This window comes from Shewanella sp. ISTPL2, assembly GCF_013283205.1.
GTDB classification, from domain to species: Bacteria; Pseudomonadota; Gammaproteobacteria; order Enterobacterales; family Shewanellaceae; genus Shewanella; species Shewanella oncorhynchi.
The window spans coordinates 1,330,398-1,345,893 of sequence record NZ_JAAPAV010000001.1 but is presented as its reverse complement, the minus strand read 5'-3'; the positions used below and the strand labels follow the sequence as shown (position 1 = coordinate 1,345,893).

Annotated in this window: 15 protein-coding genes; 4 read left to right on the top strand and 11 right to left on the bottom strand. The window is 45.4% G+C overall.

The genetic code is table 11. The features are described 5' to 3' along the window. Nucleotides 1–3: 3 nt before the first annotated feature. Nucleotides 4–2,391 (bottom strand): phenylalanine--tRNA ligase subunit beta, encoded by a 2,388-nt coding sequence (gene pheT / locus HUB64_RS06065; RefSeq protein WP_173496588.1) that lies wholly within the window; start codon nt 2,389–2,391, stop codon nt 4–6. A 15-nt stretch (nt 2,392–2,406) separates the two neighbouring features. Further along, nucleotides 2,407–3,390 (bottom strand): phenylalanine--tRNA ligase subunit alpha, encoded by a 984-nt coding sequence (gene pheS / locus HUB64_RS06060; protein WP_173245261.1) that lies wholly within the window; start codon nt 3,388–3,390, stop codon nt 2,407–2,409. Between the two features lie 469 nt (nt 3,391–3,859). On the opposite strand from pheS, the gene HUB64_RS06055 reads away from it, so the two are divergent. Beyond that, on the top strand, nt 3,860–5,380 hold the full coding sequence (locus tag HUB64_RS06055; protein WP_105253108.1) for a methyl-accepting chemotaxis protein: 1,521 nt from the start codon (nt 3,860–3,862) through the stop codon (nt 5,378–5,380). Between the two features lie 172 nt (nt 5,381–5,552). Here the strand turns inward: HUB64_RS06055 and HUB64_RS06050 are convergent, their stop codons facing one another. Both HUB64_RS06050 and HUB64_RS06045 read right to left on the bottom strand, forming a co-directional pair. Then, nucleotides 5,553–5,993 (bottom strand): YcgN family cysteine cluster protein, encoded by a 441-nt coding sequence (locus HUB64_RS06050; RefSeq protein ID WP_131525467.1) that lies wholly within the window; start codon nt 5,991–5,993, stop codon nt 5,553–5,555. Between the two features lie 143 nt (nt 5,994–6,136). After that, on the bottom strand, nt 6,137–6,415 hold the full coding sequence (locus HUB64_RS06045; protein WP_028760191.1) for a YcgL domain-containing protein: 279 nt from the start codon (nt 6,413–6,415) through the stop codon (nt 6,137–6,139). 122 nt (nt 6,416–6,537) lie between these two features. Between HUB64_RS06045 and minC the strand changes: the two genes are divergently transcribed. From minC to minE, 3 genes are read left to right on the top strand one after another with little or no spacing between them, the layout of a single operon-like run. Next, on the top strand, nt 6,538–7,203 hold the full coding sequence (gene minC / locus HUB64_RS06040; protein WP_006086392.1) for a septum site-determining protein MinC: 666 nt from the start codon (nt 6,538–6,540) through the stop codon (nt 7,201–7,203). 27 nt (nt 7,204–7,230) lie between these two features. After that, nucleotides 7,231–8,040: a septum site-determining protein MinD gene (gene minD, locus HUB64_RS06035; RefSeq protein WP_006086391.1), complete on the top strand. Its 810-nt coding sequence runs from the start codon at nt 7,231–7,233 to the stop codon at nt 8,038–8,040. Between the two features lie 2 nt (nt 8,041–8,042). Next, nucleotides 8,043–8,300: a cell division topological specificity factor MinE gene (gene minE / locus HUB64_RS06030; RefSeq protein ID WP_028760193.1), complete on the top strand. Its 258-nt coding sequence runs from the start codon at nt 8,043–8,045 to the stop codon at nt 8,298–8,300. A 92-nt stretch (nt 8,301–8,392) separates the two neighbouring features. Here the strand turns inward: minE and rnd are convergent, their stop codons facing one another. The 7 genes from rnd to tsaB all read right to left on the bottom strand — a co-directional run bounded on the left by rnd (nt 8,393) and on the right by tsaB (nt 15,214). Then, the gene (gene rnd / locus HUB64_RS06025) at nt 8,393–9,502 is read right to left on the bottom strand and encodes a ribonuclease D (RefSeq protein ID WP_028760194.1); all 1,110 of its coding nucleotides are present in this window, start codon (nt 9,500–9,502) and stop codon (nt 8,393–8,395) included. Nucleotides 9,503–9,572: 70 nt separating this feature from the next. Then, nucleotides 9,573–11,246 carry a long-chain-fatty-acid--CoA ligase FadD gene (gene fadD / locus HUB64_RS06020; RefSeq protein ID WP_105252274.1) on the bottom strand — a complete coding sequence of 558 codons (1,674 nt, stop codon included), beginning with the start codon at nt 11,244–11,246 and terminating at the stop codon, nt 9,573–9,575. Nucleotides 11,247–11,450: 204 nt separating this feature from the next. Further along, nucleotides 11,451–12,314 (bottom strand): alpha/beta fold hydrolase, encoded by an 864-nt coding sequence (locus HUB64_RS06015; RefSeq protein ID WP_168824028.1) that lies wholly within the window; start codon nt 12,312–12,314, stop codon nt 11,451–11,453. 21 nt (nt 12,315–12,335) lie between these two features. Beyond that, nucleotides 12,336–13,148 (bottom strand): class I SAM-dependent methyltransferase, encoded by an 813-nt coding sequence (locus HUB64_RS06010; protein ID WP_028760197.1) that lies wholly within the window; start codon nt 13,146–13,148, stop codon nt 12,336–12,338. A 210-nt stretch (nt 13,149–13,358) separates the two neighbouring features. After that, nucleotides 13,359–14,087 carry a M50 family metallopeptidase gene (locus HUB64_RS06005; protein WP_173245273.1) on the bottom strand — a complete coding sequence of 243 codons (729 nt, stop codon included), beginning with the start codon at nt 14,085–14,087 and terminating at the stop codon, nt 13,359–13,361. Next, a complete protein-coding gene (locus HUB64_RS06000) occupies nt 14,080–14,394 on the bottom strand; it encodes a hypothetical protein (protein ID WP_006081355.1) in 315 nt (104 codons plus the stop codon). Before HUB64_RS06000 ends, HUB64_RS06005 begins: the two co-directional genes overlap by 8 nt. 106 nt (nt 14,395–14,500) lie before the next feature. Then, nucleotides 14,501–15,214: a tRNA (adenosine(37)-N6)-threonylcarbamoyltransferase complex dimerization subunit type 1 TsaB gene (tsaB, locus tag HUB64_RS05995; protein ID WP_173496587.1), complete on the bottom strand. Its 714-nt coding sequence runs from the start codon at nt 15,212–15,214 to the stop codon at nt 14,501–14,503. Between the last annotated feature and the right edge of the window lie 282 nt (nt 15,215–15,496).

The window sequence follows — 15,496 nt, the reverse complement described above, 5'->3', positions numbered from 1 at the left end:
ACTTTAATCCCTCAACGATGCGTTGAACTCGGACTTAAGGGCAGAAACGACTGAACCAACGGTCTCAGCAATCTCTTTTTCCTCAAGCGTACGAGTAGTGTCTTGTAATGTAAGTGCTATCGCCAGGCTCTTCTTGCCAGGTTCAACACCTTTACCTAAGTATACATCGAACAAGTTTATGCCAACCAACTGATTTTCGCCAACTTTTCTTATCAATTTCATTACATCACCTGCAGATACACTCTCATCTACTACGACTGCGATGTCACGACGATTAGCTGGAAACTTAGATACAGCTTGGGCTAGCGGCAAACTGGTATGCAATAAAGCATCCAATTCCAACTCAAAAACGATGGTTTTACCATTGAGTCCAAAAGGCTTCTCCAAACTAGGATGGATTGCACCTATATGACCGATCACTCGATCATTTCTCAATATTTCAGCACATTGCCCCGGATGGAAAGCAGAATGCGTCGCTCCTCTAAAGCTAAATTCTGATGCGGAAACTGTCAAGCCGATAATTGCTTCTAAATCACCTTTAAGGTCGAAAAAATCAACAGTTTTCGATTCCATAGCCCAATGTTCATCATTTTGGAACCCAGTAATGACACAAGCGAGCATTGCTTGCTGTCTTACACCGGATTCTGCATTGATATCAGGAACAAAGCGCAGGCCAGTTTCAAAAAGTCTCACGCGACTCTGTTGACGACTTTGGTTGTAGCCAACGGCGGCCAATAAACCGGTGAACATTGACAGGCGCATGGCCGACATTTCACTGGAAATTGGGTTTGGTAACACCATAGCGTCTAAACCAGGGTGAACCAGATTTTGCAGTTTTGGATCGACAAAGCTGTAGGTTACCGCTTCTTGGAAACCACGAGCGACCAATAAGGCACGCACGCGTTTTAGGCTTAAGTCAGATTCTTTATGATCTGACATACGCAGCGCGGCAACAGGCGCCGTATTCGGGATATTGTTATAACCGTAAATACGGGCCACTTCTTCGATCAAATCTTCTTCAATCGCCATATCGAAACGATAAGTCGCGGTAGTGACCTGCCAACTATCTTGGCTAACAACGACGCTAAAACCTAAACGTTGCAGGATTTCAACGACATCGCTATCAGGTACATGGTGACCTAAAATTCGATCTAACTTGCTGCGACGTAAAACGATTTGTGCAGGTTTGGGTAAATCAGCCTCTGATTTAGCCTCAACTACAGGGCCAGCTTCACCGCCACAGATATCCAGCACTAACCGGGTCGCACGGTCGATAACCTTGTGTTGCATCTCAGGGTCAACACCACGCTCAAAGCGGTGTGATGAATCTGTATGCAAACCTAAACGACGTGACTTACCCATAATGGCAAGCGGCGCGAAGAACGCACATTCAAGCAGTATGTCTTGGGTCGTGTCGCTCACGCCTGAATATTCGCCGCCAAACACACCAGCAAGGGCTAATGGACGCGCATCATCGGCGATCACTAAGGTATCGCATGGAATCGTGACTTCGCTGCCATCAAGCAGAGTGATTTTCTCTTCGCCAGTGCCTAAACGCACTTGGATATCGCCTGTTAATTTGGCCAGATCGAAAGCGTGCATAGGTTGACCGAATTCAATCAACACAAAGTTAGTGATGTCTACGATAGGATCGATAGAGCGAATACCGCTACGGCGCAGTTTTTCCTGCATCCATAATGGCGTAGGCGCTTTCACATTGACGTTTTTAACCACACGGCCTAAGTAACGTGGACACGCTGCAGGCGCGTTAACGTTAATCGTGACCTTTGCATCTGTCGTTGCCGTGACGGCTTGCCACTGTGGCTCAACCACTGTTTGGCGGTTTAACACGCCCACTTCACGGGCAAGACCTACCATGCCTAAGCAATCGGCACGGTTAGCCGTTAAATCCACATCGATAACGGCATCGTTAAGTTGCAGATAATCACGGATATCAGTGCCAAGCGGCGCGTCCAATGGCAATTCGATGATGCCATCGCTTTCGACGTTGATGCCAAGCTCGCTGTATGAACACAACATACCTTCTGATGACATGCCACGCAGCTTGGCTTTCTTGATTTTGAAATCGCCAGGTAATACGGCGCCAACCATAGCCACGGCCACTTTAAGACCTTGACGACAGTTTGGTGCTCCGCAGACGATATCGATAAGTTCGCTACCACCAACGTTGATTTTGGTCACGCGCAGTTTATCGGCATCGGGATGCTGACCACACTCCACCACTTCACCAATCACGACACCGCTAAAATCGGCTGCTACGGCTTCAACGTCATCGACTTCGAGACCGGCCATAGTGATCTGGTGGGATAATGCTTCACGGCTGACTGAAGGGTTGACCCATTCACGAAGCCAAGATTCGCTAAATTTCATGCTATTACAGCTCCGTTATTTAAATTGCTTCAGGAAACGTAGGTCGTTTTCGAAAAACGCACGTAAATCGTTTACGCCGTAACGCAACATAGTTAAGCGCTCGACACCCATACCAAAAGCAAAACCAGAGTATTTTTCTGGATCTATGCCAACGCTGCGCAGTACATTCGGATGTACCATACCGCAGCCAAGCACTTCTAGCCATTTACCATTTTTGCCCATCACGTCCACTTCCGCTGAAGGCTCAGTGAATGGGAAGTAAGATGGACGGAAACGCACTTGCAGATCTTCTTCGAAGAAATTACGCAGGAAGTCATGCAAAATGCCTTTCAATTCAGCAAAGTTAACATGCTCATCAACCAACAACCCTTCCACTTGGTGGAACATAGGTGTGTGAGTTTGGTCGTAGTCGTTACGATACACACGGCCCGGAGAAATAATCCGTAATGGTGGCTTTTCAGTTTCCATAGTACGGATTTGCACGCCCGAAGTTTGGGTACGCAGCATCAGTTTAGGATTGAAATAAAAGGTATCATGATCAGCACGCGCTGGGTGGTGCTCAGAGATATTCAGTGCATCGAAATTGTGGAAATCATCTTCAATTTCAGGCCCCTGCTTTACCGAGAACCCTAATTCCCCGAAAAAGGTTTCGATACGCTCAATGGTTCGAGTCACAGGATGTAAGCCACCGATCTCTTGGGTGCGGCCTGGCAAAGTCACATCAATCTTTTCAGCGATTAATTTGGCTTCCAATTCCGAACTTTTCAGACCATCGATGCGCTCAGTTAATTTTTGTTGAATCGCCTGTTTAGCATCATTGACCGCTTGGCCAAAGGCTGGCTTTTCTTCAGGGCTTAAGCTACCCATCATTTTCATCATGTCGGTGATCTTACCTTTCTTACCAAGGTAATCGACACGGATATCATCCAGTGCTTTTAGATCACTGGCCTCGTCAATAATGACTAAGGCTTGTTCTACGATCTCAGTTAACTGCTGCATTTTCTCTTCCACTGCATAGTCGCGCTTGATAAACAAGTGCTATGGGCGCCAAACTTTCAGGCTATTTGGGTGCTCAGGTTATCGGGCGTTAATGCCAGACGCTTTGCTAGCTATAACGAAATAAAAGGATAGAAATTTTACGCGAGCGAGCGGCATATTACTAGGGCTTATTGGGGGTTTTTATCATGCAAATTCATGTGTTACCCCAGTTCAGAGCCTGAGTTTTGCTCAAGGGGAAACCCAAACCTCAATTCTGACGTAAACAACTTCCGCTTTCAGCCACTAGCAGCATTTGTAACTAAACTGTAAACTCACATCTGTACCTTGCCAAAATTGCAGCAAACAACACAATAACGACTGCAATTAGACTACATTAACCATATAAATCATTACAAAACAGAAAACTATAAAGTCTATGGCAAACTGACCGATATAAATTCGGTTTATAGCCCATTTTATCGAGGCACTCATGAAAGAAGTAAAATTTCGCTGGATAGATCAATATCTTATCCATATGACCTTAAAAACTAAATTCGCTATTCTCTCTATCGTTCCTATGTTGATGATTGTTGGACTGGCGCTTTTCCTAGATAACCAATCCCAGCAAACCTTAATTCAAGGACAGCTCAACAGTCTGCAAAATGCTTCACAACAAATTAACCAAGTCACTGGCAGCTTATATAACAAACTACCAGAGCAAGAACGCCAAACTATCCTTAATCAACTTAGTCGCGAAATTGAAGGTAATGTCAGCATTGTTTCGGTAAATGAAGCCGATAGCAAAGCGCAATCCATCGCTCGCAGTGGCGGTGGTATTGATGATAGCGGTAAGCAACCTAGAGCTGTGAGTCGGGTTAACGATCAAAATCTGATCACGATTATTCCCCTAGACAGCAAAGAAATTGATGCCTTGCTCGCCAACGATAACCTGCTGGTTTATGGCCTAATGGCGGCACTCTTGTTTGTGCTATTTTTGTTCAGCTATTACATTTCAACCTTCGTAGGCGGCGCACTTTATACGACAGTGATGGCATTAAAACGGGCCGCATCGGGTGATTTAACGGGGCGTTTAAACTTCTTCGAAGTAAAAGACGAGTTCAGTATCTTAGCCATCAGCATAGATACCTTGGTAGAACGTCAACATACCTTAGTCAAGCAAATCGCAGAATCGACCGCTAAAATACGCGAAGTTGTATCATCGTTTCGTAGCACAGCGCAGCAAGGTCAATCCTTGGCGGTAAACCAGAGACAACATCTGGACTCCTTAGCGACGGCAATGGAAGAAATGACTGCCGCAGTGAAAGAAGTTGCCCGCAATGCCGAACAATCCTCAGCCGAAACCCAAGAAGCCAATCAACAGGTTAGCGCGGGCGGGAAAGATATTGAAACCACAGTCAAAGCTATTGACGTGTTATCGGATGAGATCTCCGCGGCCTCAAATGCGGTGGGTGTACTCAATGACAACGCCAGTAAAATTGATGAAGTGGTGTCAACCATTAATGCGATTTCCCAGCAAACCAACCTACTGGCCCTCAACGCGGCGATTGAAGCGGCGCGCGCCGGTGAACAAGGTCGTGGCTTTGCCGTGGTGGCCGATGAAGTACGTACTTTAGCGGGGAGAACTCAGGCCGCAACGGTTGAAATCAAAACCATGATCGAATCACTTCAATCGGGTACTCGCAATCTGACACAAGTGATGTCGCGTACTGTGAATCAAGCCAATGAAGGTAAACAACACGTACTGCAAACGGGTAAAGACTTAGAGTTTATCGCCCACCACAGCAACAAAGTGTTTGAAATGAGTGTGCTAATTGCGACCTCGGCCGAAGAGCAGTCGGCAGTGGCCAACGAGATTGCGACTAACTTAATGGAAATTCGCAACCAATCACACGATGTGGAGCAATCGGCCAACCAGTCAGTTTCAGGTTGCGATGAGCTGCAAGCAACAGCTGGTCAACTGGATCAGTTGATGGTGGGATTAAAAATCTAGTCGAGCATTATTTGATGGAATTTAAATTCACTTAACACCCAAAATGCACAAGGGAGCGAATCGCTCCCTTTTTGTTTTCATTCTGACGGTCACGTTCCAATCAACAAGTGTCGTTTCAATTAATAAGTTAATTTTCAATCGATAACGCTACAGCAAAATGAATTCACGTCTGTTAATCCACGTCTTTAAGTGGCCATAGCACGATATGATCTTCAATATCCTTCACGCGTCTTTCATCCACCACCTTGCCTTGGATCGACATACCCGCTAAATGCATCGCTTCTTTGGAGCCTGTGAGCAGCGGATGCCAACTCGGTAGCTCACGCCCTGCCGCTAGGCGGCGATAGGCACAACTGTCGGGCAACCAAGTTAACTCATGGATATTATCAATCGTGATCACTGTACATTGGGGGACATGGGTGAAACGATCACTGTAATGCTGACAGCCTGCCGTTTGATGATCGAGCAAAAGGCAAGCTGCATTGGTGTAATACAAGTCTTCGGTTTCATCATCTATCAACTTGTTTAAACAACATTTACCACAACCGTCACACAGGGATTCCCACTCGGTTGTGCTCATCTGCGCTAATGTTTTACTCTGCCAAAATGCCATGATTAACTATATCTTCTTAATAAAAAACCCGCTCAATGCGGGCTATTTTACACTAATTTGTCGTCAGATACGCAATGCCACTGAGATTAACGAGTGTGGTTTGACGCGCCTGAGCTCATTAGCAGCGTCTTGATGCTACCTGGTTAATCTTTGATCCCAAGGCTCAGCTTATGCTCAGCCAATAAATTCACCTGAGGTGGTGGAATTTGTAAATAAAAGCCATTTTCTGCCATTGCTGCTCTGACTTTATGTATATCTGCCATTCCTAACGCGTCGCGTTTAGCGATAGGAAACACCATCACCAACTTTGGCACGCCAAACATTTCCATCAAAGGCACTGGAACATCGTCAAAACAATCTCTTTTCTTCACAAATAAATAAGTATCAGCCTTTCGGCTACTTTTATAAACGGCACATAGCATAAGAATCAAATATCCAATAGTTCAAACTTGCCAGTCAATGGGGCACACTATAACATGGTCGCCTAGTAATTTAATTGTAAAATCAGCGAACCGACTGATGATTTCTGGAGAATAGTGCCGGGATGTCAAAACCTAGCTTAGAGTTAAAAGGCGCTTCTTTTACTCTTTCAGTGCTTCATATTAATAGCAGCGATTTACAAGCTGTCATGACTGAATTAGACCATAAATTGGCACAGGCTCCTCAGTTTTTTCTGGGTGCTCCTTTAGTCGTCAATCTGAGTGCCATTCAGCACGACAGCTTGAATTTAAGTGCGTTAAAGGATCTGCTGATCTCACGTCAATTAGTGATTGTTGGCATAACGGGCGCGACAACCGTACTCAGTAAACAGGCAAAAGACTTAGGCCTTGCCATAGTCAAAGCGGGAAAACAGAGTAGTACCCCGCCGCCAGCCCCGCGCCAAACTAAGATAGTGAAGCAAAATATTCGTTCAGGCCAACAAGTCTACGCAAAAAATGGTGATTTAATCATATTTGGTGCGGTAGGCAATGGCGCAGAAGTCATCGCAGATGGTAGCATTCATATCTATGGCGCATTACGAGGGAAAGCCATGGCAGGCGCCGCGGGCGATACCAGCGCCGTTATCATTGCCCACTCTCTGGAGGCCGAACTCGTTTCAATAGCAGGGCAATATTGGCTCGCTGAAAATCTACAACAACATAGCTCAGATAAAAGCGGCTGCATTCGCCTAAACGGTGAGTCGCTTATGGTTGAATCATTGCCCCTCTAAATGGCAGAACAAAGGATAGAGAGAAACATGGCACAAATTATTGTTGTCACTTCAGGTAAAGGCGGCGTAGGTAAAACCACATCGAGTGCTGCAATTGCGACCGGTCTTGCCATGCAAGGACACAAGACAGTCGTTATTGATTTCGATATAGGTTTACGAAACTTAGACTTGATCATGGGTTGCGAGCGTCGTGTTGTTTATGACTTCGTTAATGTGATCAATGGTGAAGCCAATTTAAATCAAGCGCTGATCAAAGATAAACGCTGCGATAAGTTATTCGTTTTACCCGCTTCACAGACCCGTGATAAAGATGCACTGACCAAAGAAGGCGTCGGCCGTGTTCTAGACGATTTGGCCAAAGACTTTGAGTTTATTCTGTGTGACTCTCCCGCAGGGATTGAGCAAGGCGCTATGATGGCATTGTATTTTGCCGATATCGCCATTGTGACCACGAACCCAGAAGTCAGCTCAGTGCGCGACTCAGATCGTATTTTAGGTATGTTGCAAAGCAAATCACGCCGCGCCGAGCTAAACCTTGAGCCAATCAAAGAATACTTACTGCTGACTCGCTATTCACCGAGCCGTGTAAAATCGGGCGAAATGTTAAGTGTCGACGATGTTCAAGAAATTCTGGCCATTGAGTTACTCGGCGTTATTCCTGAGTCACAATCTGTACTGAAAGCCTCTAACTCAGGCGTACCTGTGATTATCGACCAAGAAAGTGATGCAGGTTTAGCCTACAGTGATACAGTCGCACGCTTACTGGGTGAAGATGTACCAGTACGCTTTATTACGGAAGAAAAGAAAGGTTTCTTACAACGGATATTTGGTAGCTAATTATGTCTTTACTCGACTATTTCAAAAGCAAGAAAAAGCCTAGCACTGCGGTAATGGCAAAAGAGCGCCTACAGATCATCGTGGCTCATCAACGTGGACAAAGGGACACTCCCGATTATTTCCCACAGATGAAACAAGAGATCATTGCCGTTATTCGCAAATATGTGCCGATTTCTGATGATCAAGTTTCTGTGCAGTTAGATCAAAACGACGCCAACCTGTCGGTACTCGAGCTTAACGTCACTTTGCCTGACAGATAAGTCGATGACACAAAAAATGTCATCTTCAATTGAAGATGACATTTTGGTGTGGATGTTTTTCAGCAATGGATTCAAGTACGAAATATTAAGCACTAGACCTCAAGCTTTGCTAAAGCCTCAGTTGCCAATTCCCCTCGCCAACCGCATAACACTGCCGGTAAATCCCCTTGTTGCTTATCCCAACGCCATTGCAAAAACTCATGGATATGACGTTTAGAACCGAGCATTTCCTGCGGCACATCATGCTTTTCGCATAATTCGACCAAACAGCTTTTAATCGCTTTAAAGGCCGATTTGTAGCCTGATTTTAACGCCAATACATCCACTAACTCGGGTAAATTAACCAAATCCGCAGTTTGTAGCACACGTAATAAATCTTTGCCGTGGATGCGTTTTTCCTGTTCGGTCAAGTCATTGAGCTTAAACAAATCAGCCGAAGTTTTAGGTTGCTTCTTCGCTAATGCAATAAGACCATGATCTTTGATCACAAAACCTAAGGCTAAATCACGGACTAAAGCTTTTTCAAGGCGCCATTTGGCGAGCACTTTAAGGTAAGCCAATTGAATTTCAGTGAGTTGAAAAGCATTTTTCACTTTCAAATAGGCTGTATCAAGATCAGGATCGGCAAGCCTGCCCTGAGTCATCCTTTCCCCTTCCTCGTATAACCAAGCTAAACGCCCTTGGGCGCTGAGTTTCGCTTCCAGTTGAGGATAGAGCTGATACAAATACAGGACGTCATTGGCGGCGTAGCTTAACTGGGCTTCCGTTAAAGGACGACGGATCCAATCTGTACGCGACTCACCTTTATCGATCACTTCACCAAGGCAAGTTTCAACTAACTTGGCATAACCCACACCGTGGCCCATACCACACAAAGAGGCGGCAATTTGGCTATCAAACAAAGGCGTAGGCTGACATTTGCCATAGTGGGCAAAAACTTCTAAGTCTTCACTGCAGGAATGCACTAGCTTAACGATATTCGGGTCCGATAACAGCGCCCAAAACTGGGCTAAATCAGGTAAAGCCACCGGATCAATCAAAGCTAAGGTTTTACCATCATAGGCTTGGATCAAACCTAACTTGGCATAATAAGTACGAGTACGAACAAACTCGGTATCTAACACGAGTATCTTACTCTGTTTATATTGGGCAACGAGGGCATTAAGGCTTGCTTCATCACTCACATATTGAAACGCTGACAAATTCTTCTCCAGATCCTGTGGGTCAATCACAGTCCATAAAAACAAAAGCCGGCAAATGCCGGCTTCAATCTTACGCGCGCTTAGCTTCGTCTCTAAGCTCTCGTCGCAAGATTTTACCCACGTTGGTTTTAGGTAACTCGTCCCTAAATTCTACCAGCTTCGGCACTTTATATCCCGTTAAATGAATACGGCAGTGCTTAATGATGTCTTCAGCGGTTAAAGATTTATCTTTTGCCACCACAAATACCTTCACTAACTCACCACTGGCGTCGTTTGGGACACCAACGGCAGCCACTTCAATCACTTTGGGATGAAGTGCGACCACTTCTTCGACTTCGTTAGGGAATACATTAAATCCTGAGACTAAGATCATGTCTTTCTTACGATCGACAATATAGAAAAAACCTTTCTCATCCATGTAACCAATATCGCCCGTGGCTAACCAGCCGTCAGTGTCGATCACTTTGGCGGTTTCTTCAGGACGTTGCCAATAGCCTTTCATCACCTGAGGACCTTTACCAAAAAGCTCGCCGGTTTCGCCTTGGGCTAATACCTTGCCGTCATCATTACGGATTTGGATCAGTGTCGAAGGGGCAGGAAAACCAATTGAACCGTTATAACCGTCTAAGTTATATGGACAACAGGTTAATAAGGGTGAGGCTTCCGTCAGACCATAACCTTCAAGTAAACGGGTTTTAGTAATGGTTTGCCATTTATCCGCCACAGCTTTTTGTACCGCCATGCCGCCACCGATAGAGAGTTTTAAGCGTGAGAAATCCAACTGGGAAAAATCATCACTGTTCACTAACGCGTTAAACAAGGTGTTTACCCCGGTCAATGCAGTGAAAGGATACTTTTTCAACTCGGCCACAAATCCTGGGATATCACGAGGATTGGTGATGAGTAAGTTCTGGCTGCCTTTGTGCAAAAACAGCAGGCAATTCACTGTCAACGCGAAGATGTGATACAGCGGCAAGGCCGTTACCACAAACTCGCTGCCATCGTTTAAGGCGGGCGAATAAGCGCCATCGGCCTGCAAAACGTTGGCGACAATATTGCCATGGGTCAACATCGCGCCTTTAGACACCCCAGTTGTGCCACCTGTATATTGCAAAAACGCTAAATCGTCGTTAGTGACTTCAGGCTTGATGTATTGCATGCGACGACCGGTTGATAAGGTGTCGCGCATCGATAAAGCATGGGGTAAATCGTATTTTGGCACTAACTTCTTAATGTACTTCACCACAAAGTTCACTAAGGTGCGTTTTGGCGCACTTAATTGGTCACCTAAACTGGTGATAATGACGCTTTCAACGGGCGTTTGTTCGACAACTTCTTCTAAGGTACGGGCGAAGTTTGACACTACAACTATGGCTTTGGCGCCAGAGTCAATCAACTGATGTTTAAGTTCGCGCGGTGTATAAAGTGGGTTAACGTTAACAACCACCATACCTGCACGCAAAACACCAAACAGTGCAATGGGATACTGCAACAGGTTTGGCATCATCAAAGCGACACGGTCGCCCTTTTCAAGCTTTAATTCATTTTGTAAATACGCAGCGAATGCTCGGCTGCGTTCTTCCAATTTACGATAGGTTAGCGTGGCACCCATGTTGATAAATGCAGGTTGATCTTCATACTTAGCCACCGCTGTCTCGAACATATCGACAAGCGATGAGTATTGTTCCACATTAATTTCAGCAGGCACATCTTCTGGCAAATGATTAATCCAAGGCTGATCCACTACTCTCTCCTAAATCCCCACAACTGCGGAAACAATATCCATACAAGCGTCAAGACTCGATAAATACCGAGTTAAAATACCGGCTTACATTTTATAGTTATTAATTTACTCGTCATAAATCATACGAGCGTTTTAATTTTGATCATCATCACATAAAAAAAACAAAAAACCTAGCGTCTTTTTTATACCCATATAAGCAACCTATTAAACGAATTTGCGGATCAAACGTGCAACGCCTTCGGCATTGTCCATATGCACATGATGATCGCCCTCAATTATGTGCTCAGACAAATGCTTGAACCACGTTCTGGCCTTAGGTATCGCGCTCTGCAACTGGCTAAATCCCTGTTTGCCACAAATTAATAAGGTTTCGACATTGATGTCCTGCATCAAGGCATCAACTTGGGCGAAGGTTAATCGTTGGGGTGAATCTAATCTTAATCGAGGATCACTACGCCAACCTATGCCATCACCTTCGGGCTGCATATTACGATCGAGCAACAAACGACACCAAGGTTCAGCAAGTCCTGTTAAATGTGCCCTCGCCCGCACCGCAGTATCTATACTGTCGTAAATCTTTGCCTGCCCATGCTTCTGAGTTAAATACTTCTCATGCTGATAGAAGCTTTTTTTCAATCGCGCCTTAGCTTGCGTTGGCAACTCAGACAAGGGGCTTAACGCTTCAATCAATACCAGCTTGTTAACCTTTTCGGGAAATGTCGCCGTGTAAGCTGAGGCGATTATACCGCCAAGCGAATGCCCAATCATTGCCGCTGGCTTTTGCGGTAATGCCGTTAACAACGCGTCTAAATCATACAAATAATCAATCCAATGCAGCGGATAGTGTCCCGGCCTATGTGCAGAAAAGCCGTGTCCTGGCCAATCAATGGCGAGCACTTGATAATCGAGTAAATGCGCTGTTAAAGGTTCAAAACTGTTGGCGTTATCTAACCAACCATGTAAGGCAAGCAATAAAGGTTTATCCTTCGCCCCCCATAATCGGCCCGCGACCGTAATATGAGGTAATACAAATTCAATTTGATTTTTGGGGGCGAAAGATTGCCACATAATGCCTCTGATGTCAGGTAATTAAGATGATTTTTTGACAAATTTAAGTGTCATACGGTCACTTTCACCGATCGCTTGGTATTTTTCTTTATCGGTATCACCCAAGGCAAAAGAGGGCGGTAGCGTCCAAACACCTTTGGCGTAATCCTTAGTATCTTTGGGGTTCGCATTGATTTCTGCACTTTCAACTAAGGTAAAACCTGCTTTTTTGGCTAAAGCAACCATAGCCGCTTGATCCATATAGCCAGTGCTGAAGTTCATTCCTTCGTTAGCTCTATGCTCTACCACGCCAAAGATACCGCCGTCCTTCAACACTTTATAAGACGCGGCAAACACGTTTTCCAGCTGATCTGTCGATGCCCAGTTATGTAGATTTCGGAAGGTTAATACCAGATCAGCACTACCGTCAGCACCTAAATCCATCTTATGTGGAGGATCGAAGGTAACAATCTTAGCATTGCCCATGACGTCTTTATTGGCCGTCATCCACGCAGCATACTTAGTACCCGCGTTAGCGCGATAACGATTTCCGGGAGTATCTGTCGCAGGAGCCGTTTCGAAACTGGCTGCGATATATTGGCCCTCTTTAGCAAGATAAGGCCCTAATATTTCACTGTACCAGCCATTACCCGGCCAGAGTTCAATCACAGTCTGTTTTGGGGTAATGCCAAAAAAAGTTAAGGTTTCAGCGGGATGACGATAAACGTCACGACTGGCATTTTTAGCCTGACGAAAATCGCTTTTTAAGACTTTATCTAAGCTTTCATCGGCATAGGTAACACTCGAACATAAACCAGCAAGCAGCAGACTGGCAACTAAGGTGACTTTTTTCATTGTAATTCTCCATGGATACCGAAGGCTTAACCTAGCAGCCAATGGCCAAAAATCCAAGGAATAGAAGTCGGAAAACTAAGCTTTAAGCGACATAAGTGGTTATAGCTCAAAGTGATGAGCAAAATCACCTTTACCTAAATCAACAAAGTTCAAAGCAGAAAAACGATGGGGAAAACACTAGACGACTGAGGCATTAAACAAGCTTGAGAACTAACGACTTGCGGCATTATCTACGCGGCGCCACGCAAAATACAAAGCGCAGGCACTGGTTAATAACCATAATCCCACCCAAATCCACGCGGGGATCCAAGAACGCTCGGCCAACATCACTGCATCACCTTGACCATCAAGCCCGAGCAACACAGTCGGACTCGCAAGTGCATTAAGCATGATCATCAAGCCAATAATACGCAAAAACTGAGTCAACATTTTGTTTTGACTGAGTTTAAGCGGTAACAACAAAATAATAGTCAGCACAGCTAAAATCGCTAACGTGAGAATATCCCTGCCCCAAAGCAAGCCGCTTAGCACCACTAAGGCACCTAGCAAGGCAAAACTCACGCGGATCCCCTTTGGCCAAGTCGCTAATAAATAGATTAAATATCCCCAACAGGCTGCACCAAAATACCCAGCAAAGCCAATAAACATCGGCGAGCCGCCTTGGCTAAAACAAAATCCTGCTCCATTCGGAAACAACTGAATATGGCTGACCACGCCCGAGCTTAAAATCGTTGCAATACCATGGGACAGTTCATGAAAATAGCTTTCAAGCCATTTAAACGGCACGCTTAAATAGGGAATGCGAGTGATGAGTAACGCCACCACCAGCTCGATAATAAACAAGCCACGGCTTGGCACACCGCTGGCGGCTAAACCCGTTAATTTAGAAGAGGAAAATCGCGAGGTAGAACGGGGAGGCTTTTGTTGATGTTCAAGCATACAAGTCCACGCCAACCATTTGCTGAATTTCATCGCGTTTGGCGGCATGTTGAGTTTGTAAATATTGGGCTATCGCCCCCTGATGGCCACGCGTATCTTGCTCATACTCGAGGTGCGCGCCGAGCCTTGACTGTAAATTTCCTGCTGCGCTTTTACTTTTAGGCTGGGTTTCTAAACTAAGGGCTTCGACGGCATCTTGCTCAATCACTGGGCGTGACGATTCAGGCGCAGTCAGCCCCTGAGCGATAGCGGGTCTATTACTCGCTACAGCATTAGTCAAACTCATTTGATTCACATTAACTTGCATCAAGAAGCCTTAAGTTTGCACTATTCATCGTTAAGCCATTCATCGTAAAGAATGCTTAGCATTAATTGCCTGAGATTCTATCGCAGATACTCAGGCAAAGAACAGCTTATTCACGACCGGGTAACTTTTTCCATGTGACTGTATCACGTAAGTACACAGGTTCAAGCTCATCGACCGAGGTTGTCAGTCCAGCTTTTATGCCTGCTTCAGCCAATATCAGCATAGCCTTTGCATCGGGATATTTCACGGCCTCGAGAGCTAAAATCCCCTTGCCGAGTGCCAGCAAATCGGGATAAGCATCAAAACCTGTGCCGCAGCCCACAATTGGCGCTTGAGTATCGAGCTGAAGCAGTACGTCCGCAGGCGCACTGACCACTTCTTTACCGACAAGCGTTGCAATACCGTCAACGGCCACAAACTGGCCCCAATACACTTCGCCCATGCGCGCATCAATGGTGCACAAAACTTGCTCGGCTTGATGCTCGCTAATCGCCATTTGTGCCATTGCCGCTAAGGTTGAAATACCAATCACAGGCAAATCTAACCCCAGTGCCAGACCTTGCGTCATGCTAGTGCAGATGCGGATCCCCGTAAAACTGCCAGGGCCTCGTCCGTAAGCAATCGCAGTCACTTTATCTAAGCGAATGCCCGCTTGCTTGAGCACTGAATCGACCATAGGCAGCAGACGTTGACTGTGTTCACGCGGTGCATCGGCAAGTTCAGCATAAATCTGACCTTGGTATTGCAGCGCAGCTGAGCAGGATTCGGTACAAGTGTCTAAGGCAAGAATACAAGCAGAGTGTTCATGTGTTATTGTCATTTCAAAACCGGATTAGCGGGCAATATTTCGCATCAAATTTACATAATCTGTATTGCGCGAATATGCCATGAGAAAACTGGCGCAAATAATAACATCAAATGCCCGAAAACAAAGGGCTAAGCAAGCAACTCAGCTAAAATAGCGCTCACATGATATTCAGTCGCAAATCTGGACGAGATGGATTTATGTGATCTAAGTCAATGATCAATAAACTCATTAATGAATATAGCTCGCTTGGGGAAACTTTTTCAACTTTGATTGTCAGAGCAGAAAAGTAAGGGG